We start from the raw sequence: 9,398 nt of genomic DNA, 5'->3' as shown, positions 1-9,398 counted from the left end.
TCTGGAGCAGGTTTTTGCCGTTGCGCCTCATCACCCGCTGGCGAATGAACCGGAGCCTGTTTCAAGACGCGTCATTAAAAACTATCGCGCCATTGTGGTTGGAGACAGTTCTCGCCCCGAATGCGGCATTTCATCGCAGCTGCTGGATGAGCAGGAGGCCATCACCGTTTTTGATTTTAAAACCAAGCTGGAACTGCAAATAAGCGGCCTGGGGTGCGGCTACCTTCCCCGTTATTTAGCACAGCGCTTTATTGAAAGCGGCGCGCTGGTGGAAAAACAGGTTTTAGCGCAGAGCAGTAACGAATCGGTATGGGTGGGCTGGAATGAACAGACCGCCGGGCTTGCCAGCGCCTGGTGGCGAGACGAAATTTTAGCAAATAGTGCTATCGCGACAGTTTACACTCAGGCAGATGATGGGAAATCAACCAGTTAGTAAAATTAATTTATGGGCAGGTTTCTCAATGTATTGCCTTTTGTATCTGGAATAGGGCAAAATGCCGCCGCTGCAAACAAATGAATAATCGACGATATAAAAGGCGTCGGTTATTTTTTTTTGCATGTACGAAACGAAACTAAAAACCAAGAGGCCGGGCTTCGTACCGGATAGATATTTACTAAAATCCGACAGTTGTTGTCGCTGAGGAAGAAAGAAATGGGGCAATTTTTCGCTTACGTGGCGGTTATCACCGTAAAGGAGAATAACTATGTCGCATAACGCAACTCCAAACACCTCTCGCGTGGAATTACGTAAAACGCTTACGTTGATTCCGGTTGTTATGATGGGCCTTGCCTATATGCAACCGATGACGCTGTTCGATACATTCGGTATCGTATCAGGCCTTACTGACGGTCACGTTGCAACGGCGTACGCCTTTGCACTGGTCGCCATTCTCTTTACAGCGCTGAGCTACGGTAAACTGGTTCGCCGTTTCCCGTCCGCAGGCTCTGCGTACACCTATGCTCAGAAATCCATTAGCCCGGCTGTTGGCTTTATGGTGGGCTGGTCATCACTGCTGGACTACCTGTTCATGCCGATGATCAACATTCTGCTGGCAAAAATTTACTTCGAAGCGCTGGTACCTTCCGTACCGTCGTGGATCTTCGTTGTGGCGCTGGTGGCCTTTATGACCATCTCTAACCTGCGCAGCATCAAGACCGTGGCTAACTTCAACACCCTGATCGTGATCCTTCAGATGGGGATTGTTGCGGTTATCGTTGGGCTGATCATCTACGGCGTTTCCCACGGTGAGGGCGCAGGTACGCTGACCAGCACCCGTCCGTTCTGGTCTGAAGGTGCGCACGTTGTGCCGATGATCACCGGGGCGACTATCCTGTGCTTCTCGTTCCTGGGCTTCGACGGTATCTCTTCTCTGTCTGAAGAGACCAAAGATGCCGAGCGTGTGATCCCGAAAGCGATTTTCCTGACCGCGCTGATTGGCGGCCTGATCTTCATCGGTGCGTCTTATTTCTTACAGCTGTACTTCCCGGATATCTCTCGCTTTAAAGATCCGGATGCATCGCAGCCTGAAATCATGCTGTACGTGGCGGGTAAAACCTTCCAGTGGGGCGTGCTGATCTTCTCCAGCGTCACCGTACTGGCATCCGGTATGGCAGCGCACGCGGGCGTTTCTCGTCTGATGTACGTGATGGGCCGTGACGGTGTGTTCCCAACTCGCTTCTTTGGTTACGTGCATCCGAAATGGCGTACCCCGGCGTGGAACGTGCTGCTGGTGGGCGCGATTGCCCTGCTGGCAATCAAGTTCGACCTGGTAACGGCCACTGCGCTGATTAACTTTGGTGCGCTGGTGGCGTTCACCTTCGTTAACCTCTCCGTGATTTCGCAGTTCTGGATCCGTGAGAAGCGCAACAAGACGCTGAAGGACCACATCAACTATCTGGTGCTGCCAGTGTGTGGTGCCCTGACGGTGGGCGCCCTGTGGATCAACCTGGAAGAGAGCTCAATGGTTCTGGGTCTGATCTGGGGTGCAATCGGTCTGATTTACCTGGCTTGCGTAACGAAGAGCTTCCGCAACCCGGTTCCTCAGTACGAAGACGTCGCGTAAGACTGTGTCGGGTGGCGGCTTCGCCTTACCCGACCTACGGACTTCTACACCGTAGGCCCGCGTAAGCGAAGCGCCACCGGGCAAAAAAAAAGCCGGAGACATCGCCTCCGGCTTTTTTGTACCCGCTACTCAGACAATTTCTTGCGCGTACTGGAACAGCGCTTTCAGCAGCGCCTGTTTCTCAGCATCCCCTTCATACTGGCCGTAAAGCATCTCCAGCTCCTGGGCATAGCTATTAAGAAACTCCGGTGTAAACACGTTGCGCCGATGCTGTAACCAGCGCTCCTGCTCTGCTTCATCCAGCGAGCCGGGATAGTTGCGCGCACGGTAGTTAAACATCAGCTTCTCAATACGCTTATCTGCGAAGGTGATATCCAGCGCGGGCAGGTTACGCGGGTCGGTTTGCAGCACGATGTTCATCGCCGCGCGATCGGCATCGCTAAAGAAGCCGTTATAAAGCTGCGCATCCACATTCTCAGACGGCATGAACGGCTCTGCTTCGGCAAAAATGGCGACGACTTTCTCGCGCACCTGCGGGTTGTCGCGCAGCACTTTCAGGTTATCGAGGCAGTGCTGACGGTTAATCCCCAGCCGGTCGGCGTCTTCCGGACGCAGCGTGTTGGCCTGCGCAAGCACCGGGCATTTATTGATGTGCACCAGTTTTACCGGTACGGCTGGCAGGTCACCCAGCGCCTCTTTCGGCGTATAGAGCCGTTCACGTAAGGTGTCGCTGTCGAGCTCAAGCATCGGGGAGATATCCCCGGCAAGATCCACCATGATGACGGCGTTACGGTTGTCCGGATGCCAGGCAAGCGGCGCCACCCAGCTTGTGTTCCCGCGCCACGCGCCGAACATCCCTGAAATATGCACCAGCGGTTTCATCTGCGGCACGTCAATCAGCGTCATCAGCTTTTGCTTGCTGCGATGGCTCAGCAGATACTCAAACAGGCGCGGCTGCGCGGTTTTTACGAGCTTCGCCATAGCGATGGTCGCGTAGACGTCTGCCATCGCGTCGTGGGCGTTGCTGTGCTCGATGCCGTTGGCCCGCGTCAGGTGCTCGAGCCTGAAGCTCGGCAAGCCGTCGTCGTTCTCCGGCCAGTTAATTCCCTCCGGGCGCAGCGCATAGCAGGCGCGCATAATATCCAGCAAATCCCAGCGCGAATTGCGGTTCTGCCAGCTCCAGGCATAGGGATCGTAGAAGTTGCGGTAGAAGATATTGCGCGTCACTTCATCGTCAAAACGGATGTTGTTGTAACCCACCACGCAGGTATTGGGCACCGTGAACAGGTCGTGGATGCGACGGGCAAATTCTGCTTCGCTAACGCCTTTATCCCGCGCTTCCTGAGGCGTGATGCCCGTCACCATCACCGCGCCTGGCTGCGGCAGATAGTCATCGGCGGGTTTACAGTAAAACACCTCGGGTTCGCCGATGACGTTAAATTCGTCATCGGTTCGGATAGCCGCAAACTGCGCCGGTCGGTCCAGCGCCGGATGGGTGCCAAAGGTTTCGTAATCGTGGAACAAAAAAGTCGGGCGCGCGGCAGAGTCAGACACCAGTAATCTCATCCTGTTAAAAATTGACGTCTCTATGGTAAACGATTGGGGTGAGCAGTCCGAATAAAAAGCACCTTCAGGCAAGAAATTTGCGAGATTTGTTCCGAAAAAATCTGCGTGCTGTCACATTTTTTTGCAATTAAGGCAGGTAACGACATCAGAACTCCCGTAAAAAGGTCATCGATTTTTACTGACCTGAGGATATACCGTTGAAACGCCGTCTGTTTATTGCTGTTTCTTTACTCGCTTCGAGTATTTCATCCGCGCTGGCTGCCGAGCCGCTGGATTTTTCACCTCAGCCGCCTGCCATCCAGGCAGGATCCTGGGTATTGATGGATTACACCACGGGTCAAATCTTAACGGCGGGCAACGAACATCAGCAGCGTAATCCGGCGAGCCTGACCAAACTGATGACGGGGTACGTTGTCGATCGTGCTATTGATAGCCACCGCATCAGCCCCGATGACATTGTGACGGTCGGACGTGACGCCTGGGCAAAAGGCAATCCGGTCTTTGACGGTTCGTCTCTGATGTTTCTGAAGCAGGGCGATCGGGTTTCTGTGCGCGATCTCAGCCGCGGCCTGATTGTTGATTCCGGCAATGACGCCTGCGTGGCGCTGGCGGATCACGTGGCGGGCGGTCAGCCGCAGTTCGTCAGGATGATGAATGACTACGTTGAAAAGCTGAACCTGCGCGATACCCACTTCGAAACCGTACACGGGCTGGATGCACCGGGTCAGCACAGCTCCGCTTACGATCTCGCCGTACTTTCCCGCGCCATCATCCACGGCGAGCCTGAGTTCTACCACATGTACAGCGAGAAGAGTCTGACCTGGAACGGCATCACTCAGCAGAACCGCAACGGCCTGCTGTGGGATAAGACCATGAACGTGGATGGTCTGAAAACGGGACACACCTCGGGCGCGGGCTTTAACCTGATCGCCTCCGCAGTGGATGGTCAGCGTCGACTGATTGCGGTGGTGATGGGGGCAGACAGCCCGAAAGGACGTGAAGATCAGGCGCGCAAGCTGCTCCACTGGGGACAGCAAAATTTCGATACGGTGCAGATCCTGCATAACGGCAAAAAAGTGGGAACCGAACGCATCTGGTATGGCGATAAAGAGCAGATCGCGCTGGGCACGGATCAGGATTTCTGGCTGGCATTACCCAAAACGGAAGTGCCGAACATCAAGGCGAAATATGTAATGGATAAAAAAGAGCTGGAAGCGCCGATCGCCGCGCATCAGCGGGTAGGGGAGATCCAGCTGTACGATCGTGACAAGGTGGTAGCGCACTGGCCATTGGTTACGCTGGAGCGCGTTGAAAAGGGCGGCCTTTTCTCCCGCCTCGGCGATTATCTGCATCATAAACTCTAACCTTTTCGGGCAGACTGGCAGTGTTGCGAGTCTGCTCACATAATAAACACTCCTGGTTTGCCGATAATCTCGATTCTGCTTTATAGTGTATATATATACAGTAATAAACGGAGGCAGCATGGACTACAGCATCAGGCAGCAACAGAAACGTACGATCGCTGGCTTTCATCTCGTGGGACCGTGGGAAAAGACGGTCAAGCAGGGATTTGAACAGCTGGTCATGTGGGTAGATGGACGACATATTCAGCCGCAGGAGTGGGTGGCCGTTTATTATGACAATCCGGATGACGTGCCGGCAGAAAAGCTTCGCTGCGTTACCGCCGTAACGGTAGCGGACGATTTCACTATCCCTGATAACAGCGAAGGGGTAATGCTGACCGAAATTGCTGCCGGAGAGTATGCTATTGCCGCCGCGCGCGTCGAAAATCATGATTTCGCCACCCCATGGTATCAGTTCTTCAACTCCCTGCTGGAAGACAGCAAATTCCAGATTGCGCCAAAACCCTGCTTCGAACGCTATCTGAACGATGGCAATGCTGACGGCTACTGGGATATTGAGATGTTTGTACCGGTAGAGCACAAAGTGGGATAATCCTGCGAAACGCAGGGTTTTTCAGCCGGGCGCGATCCACCCGGCTGAAAACACAGTACAATTGTGGTTTGCCGTAGAGCTGGAGACGGGTGTGCGCCCCGACAAGTCATTAACCCCTTTTGAAATTCGGTTATACAAACATTATCGCGTGGTGCACGGTTGCCGCATTGCGCTGGCGTTTGTGCTGACCTTCGTACTGGTTCGTTTGCTGGATATCCCGGAAGGAACGTGGCCGCTGATCACGCTGGTGGTGGTGATGGGGCCGATCTCATTCTGGGGGAACGTGGTCCCTCGCGCTTTCGAACGCATAGGCGGTACCGTTTTAGGCTCGGCGCTTGGGCTTATCGCCCTGAAGCTGGAGCTAATTTCATTTCCGTTCATGTTGCTGTGGTGCGCGGTGGCGATGTTTCTTTGCGGATGGCTGGCCCTCGGCAAGAAACCGTATCAGGCGCTGCTGATTGGCATTACGCTCGCCGTTGTGGTCGGCGCACCGGCGGGCGATATGACCACCGCATTGTGGCGAAGCGGGGACGTGATCCTCGGCTCGTTGCTCGCCATGCTGTTTACCGGCATCTGGCCGCAGCGCGCCTTCCTGCACTGGCGCATTCAGATGGCAAACTACGTCACGGCATTTAACCGGGTTTACCAGGCCGGGTTTTCACCGAATCTGATTGAGCGTCCGCGGCTGGAAAAGCACCTGCAAAAAATCCTTAATGATGTGGTCAAAATGCGCGGGTTAATTACCCCGGCAAGCAAAGAGACGCATATCCAGAAAGCCATTTTTGAAGCCATTCAAACGGTCAGCCGTAATCTGGTCTGTATGCTTGAACTGCAAATCAATGCCCACTGGGCCTCACGCCCCAGCCATCTTCTGATGCTCAATGCGCATACGCTGAAAGAGACGCAGCAGATGACGCAACAAACCCTGCTGACCATCGCTCATGCACTTTACGAAGGTAACCCACAGCCGATACGGGCGAACAGCGAGCGGCTGAATGACATCGTCATCGAGCTCAAACAGCTGATGAATGAGCGTCAGGGCGACAATGTGTCGGAAACGCCCATCCACGGCTATGTCTGGCTGAGTATGGAGCTGGCGCGACAGCTGGAGTTGTTATCGCAGCTGATTTGCCGGGCACTGCGCAAATAAAAAGCGTATGTGATGCCTGCTGCTTCGATTCAGCAACAATTAGGGTTATGATGGTTTTAAACGATATACTCATTGTCATTCGCAGCCGCTGTCTGTTAAAACGGTTGCTTTAACGAATCCGAATCTCACATTATCAGGGGTGTAAAAATGGAAACTACCAAGCCTTCGTTCCAGGATGTTCTGGAGTTCGTCCGCCTGTTCCGCCGCAAAAACAAGCTACAGCGCGAAATCCAGGACGTAGAGAAGAAGATCCGTGACAACCAGAAACGTGTCCTGCTGCTGGACAACCTGAGCGACTACATCAAGCCAGGTATGAGCGTTGAAGCCATTCAGGGCATCATCGCCAGCATGAAGAGCGATTATGAAGATCGCGTTGATGACTACATCATCAAAAACGCTGAGCTGTCCAAAGAGCGTCGCGACATCTCCAAAAAACTGAAAGTGATGGGCGAAATCAAAAACGTCGACGCTAAAGGCGAGTAATCGCACACTCTGTTGCCCGGTGGCGCTGCGCTTACCGGGCCTTCAGGACTGTTATCACGTAGGTCGGGTAAGGCGAAGCCGCCACCCGACAATTTTACCGAACGCAGAAAAGCATAAAGCCTGCTCTAAAAGCAGGCTTTTTTAATTTGGCTCCTCTGACTGGACTCGAACCAGTGACATACGGATTAACAGTCCGCCGTTCTACCGACTGAACTACAGAGGAATCGTTGTGGAGGCTTATCTTAGCGGCGAAAAAACTTTTGTCAAACCTGATCTCAGGCAAAAGTGATTGTTTGATGATTCTGTCGTCATTTTGTTGTAAATCCAAACATAATTTTATGGAAAATACTTTGCAGGATACGCATTTCTGCCCCATCATTTGAAATGGAGTTTCAACTTTCTCGTTAAGGCCCATTTTGAACGTCACCGCACCCCTGCGCCAGGCGATTATGCGCACGCCCTGGTATGCAAAACGTAAGAGTTATCGAGTTCTGTTCTGGCGTGAAATCACCCCCCTTGCTGTGCCTATTTTCCTGGAGAATACCTGCGTCCTGTTGATGGGGGTGTTAAGCACCTTCCTGGTGAGCTGGCTCGGTAAAGAAGCCATGGCCGGGGTAGGGCTGGCGGACAGTTTCAACATGGTTGTGATGTCCTTCTTTGCCGCTATCGATCTCGGTACAACGGTAGTGGTGGCGTTTAGTCTTGGAAAACTCGATCCAAAACGCGCCCGGGAGGCGGCCAGACAGTCGCTGATGATCATGACCCTCTTTTCGATCATCCTGGCGGCGGTTATCCATTATTACGGCAAAGAAATTATCGACATCGTCGCGGGTGAAGCGACAGGTGAAGTGAAGGATCTGGCGCTCACCTATCTGGAAATGACGGTGCTGAGCTATCCGGCGGCTGCCATCGCGCTGATTGGTAGCGGTGCGCTTCGTGGCGCAGGGAATACCAAAATTCCGCTGCTAATAAATGGCGGCATGAACATCCTGAACATCATTATCAGCAGCGTTTTGATTTACGGTGTCTTTTCCTGGGAGGGGCTGGGCTTTGTCGGCGCGGGATTAGGGCTGACCATTTCCCGCTATATTGGTGCGGCGGCGATAATCGGCGTGCTGATGGCGGGAATTACGCCATCGCTGCGCCTGACGCTTAAAAGCTATTTCCGTCCGCTTAACTTCGCCATTATCTGGGAAGTGATGGGGATCGGGATTCCGGCCAGCATCGAATCCGTGTTGTTTAATGGTGGGAAACTGCTGACGCAGATGTTTGTTGCCGGGATGGGAACAGACGTCATCGCCGGCAACTTTATTGCCTTCTCCATCGCCTCGCTCATTAACCTGCCCGGAAACGCACTGGGATCGGCGTCGACGATCATCACCGGCAGACGCCTCGGAAAGGGGCAGATAGGGCAGGCGGAACGGCAGCTTCGGCATGTCTTCTGGCTTTCAACCATTGGACTGACGGCGATTGCGTGGGGAACTGCACCTTTTGCCGGGCTGATGGCCTCGTTCTATACGCATGAAAATGACGTGAAAGAGGTCGTGAAGGTGCTGATTTGGCTCAACGCGGCGTTTATGCCAATTTGGGCCGCGTCCTGGGTACTTCCTGCCGGGCTGAAAGGGGCGCGCGATGCCCGGTTTGCGATGTGGGTCTCCATGCTCGGCATGTGGGGCTGCCGCGTCGTGGCGGGCTACACGCTGGGGGTAATGTTAGGTATGGGCGTTGTCGGCGTCTGGCTGGGGATGTTCCTTGACTGGGCCGTGCGCGGGGCGCTGTTCTACTGGCGCATGGTGAGCGGACGCTGGCTGTGGAAATATCCGCGAAAAAAACCGGAGCAGGAGGTTTCGGAAACGGCAAGTGCCTGACAAATGTGCGAAGTGGAGAATAAATCGGCAAACGATTGAAAATCTGCATTCACCCTTTGACATCCTCAGGGCGCATCGATAATATGCGCCCCGTTCACACGATTCCTCTGTAGTTCAGTCGGTAGAACGGCGGACTGTTAATCCGTATGTCACTGGTTCGAGTCCAGTCAGAGGAGCCAAATTTGAAAAGCCTGCTTTTAAAGCAGGCTTTTTGCTTTGCTGCGTTCAGTAAAATTGTCGGGTGGCGCTCCGCTTACCCGACCTACAAAAACATCGAATCGTAGGCCGGGTAAGGCGAAGCCACCACCCGGC

Annotated in this window: 9 protein-coding genes and 2 tRNA genes; 9 read left to right on the top strand and 2 right to left on the bottom strand. The window is 53.8% G+C overall.

The window, feature by feature from the left end; genetic code table 11:
• The 3 genes from HP459_RS18350 to HP459_RS18340 form a co-directional block, all read left to right on the top strand.
• Positions 1 to 433: LysR substrate-binding domain-containing protein (locus HP459_RS18350; RefSeq protein WP_253939655.1), on the top strand; the 433-nt coding region annotated here is incomplete at its 5' end.
• Between the two features lie 219 nt (positions 434 to 652).
• Positions 653 to 715 carry a membrane protein YoeI gene (gene yoeI, locus HP459_RS18345; protein ID WP_099458931.1) on the top strand — a complete coding sequence of 21 codons (63 nt, stop codon included), beginning with the start codon at positions 653 to 655 and terminating at the stop codon, positions 713 to 715.
• A complete protein-coding gene (locus tag HP459_RS18340) occupies positions 705 to 2,063 on the top strand; it encodes an APC family permease (protein ID WP_022648602.1) in 1,359 nt (452 codons plus the stop codon). The genes yoeI and HP459_RS18340 overlap by 11 nt, the downstream gene beginning before the upstream one ends.
• 129 nt (positions 2,064 to 2,192) lie before the next feature.
• Here HP459_RS18340 and sbcB read toward each other — a convergent pair whose 3' ends face one another.
• A complete protein-coding gene (gene sbcB / locus HP459_RS18335; protein WP_171936607.1) occupies positions 2,193 to 3,620 on the bottom strand; it encodes an exodeoxyribonuclease I in 1,428 nt (475 codons plus the stop codon).
• Between the two features lie 200 nt (positions 3,621 to 3,820).
• Here sbcB and dacD point away from each other — a divergent pair, with 200 nt between their 5' ends.
• The 4 genes from dacD to HP459_RS18315 all read left to right on the top strand — a co-directional run bounded on the left by dacD (position 3,821) and on the right by HP459_RS18315 (position 7,218).
• The gene (gene dacD / locus HP459_RS18330; protein WP_139153368.1) at positions 3,821 to 4,993 is read left to right on the top strand and encodes a serine-type D-Ala-D-Ala carboxypeptidase DacD; all 1,173 of its coding nucleotides are present in this window, start codon (positions 3,821 to 3,823) and stop codon (positions 4,991 to 4,993) included.
• A 118-nt stretch (positions 4,994 to 5,111) separates the two neighbouring features.
• Positions 5,112 to 5,585 carry a DNA gyrase inhibitor SbmC gene (gene sbmC / locus HP459_RS18325; protein WP_022648599.1) on the top strand — a complete coding sequence of 158 codons (474 nt, stop codon included), beginning with the start codon at positions 5,112 to 5,114 and terminating at the stop codon, positions 5,583 to 5,585.
• 91 nt (positions 5,586 to 5,676) lie between these two features.
• Positions 5,677 to 6,735, top strand: a complete 1,059-nt coding sequence (locus HP459_RS18320; RefSeq protein ID WP_022648598.1) for an FUSC family protein — start codon at positions 5,677 to 5,679, stop codon at positions 6,733 to 6,735.
• 147 nt (positions 6,736 to 6,882) lie between these two features.
• The gene (locus HP459_RS18315; protein WP_000450410.1) at positions 6,883 to 7,218 is read left to right on the top strand and encodes a DUF496 family protein; all 336 of its coding nucleotides are present in this window, start codon (positions 6,883 to 6,885) and stop codon (positions 7,216 to 7,218) included.
• 147 nt (positions 7,219 to 7,365) lie between these two features.
• Here HP459_RS18315 and HP459_RS18310 read toward each other — a convergent pair.
• A tRNA-Asn gene (locus tag HP459_RS18310) sits at positions 7,366 to 7,441 on the bottom strand.
• A gap of 226 nt (positions 7,442 to 7,667) precedes the next feature.
• On the opposite strand from HP459_RS18310, the gene emmdR reads away from it, so the two are divergent.
• The gene (emmdR, locus tag HP459_RS18305; RefSeq protein WP_051979841.1) at positions 7,668 to 9,086 is read left to right on the top strand and encodes a multidrug efflux MATE transporter EmmdR; all 1,419 of its coding nucleotides are present in this window, start codon (positions 7,668 to 7,670) and stop codon (positions 9,084 to 9,086) included.
• Positions 9,087 to 9,189: 103 nt separating this feature from the next.
• A tRNA-Asn gene (locus HP459_RS18300) sits at positions 9,190 to 9,265 on the top strand.
• Positions 9,266 to 9,398: the final 133 nt, after the last annotated feature.

The sequence above is a fragment of the Enterobacter sp. CM29 genome (assembly GCF_013179605.1).
In the GTDB taxonomy this organism is placed as follows: Bacteria; Pseudomonadota; Gammaproteobacteria; order Enterobacterales; family Enterobacteriaceae; genus Enterobacter; species Enterobacter intestinihominis.
The sequence above is the reverse complement of the archived record's forward strand: the minus strand, read 5'-3'. Positions and strand labels throughout refer to the sequence as shown.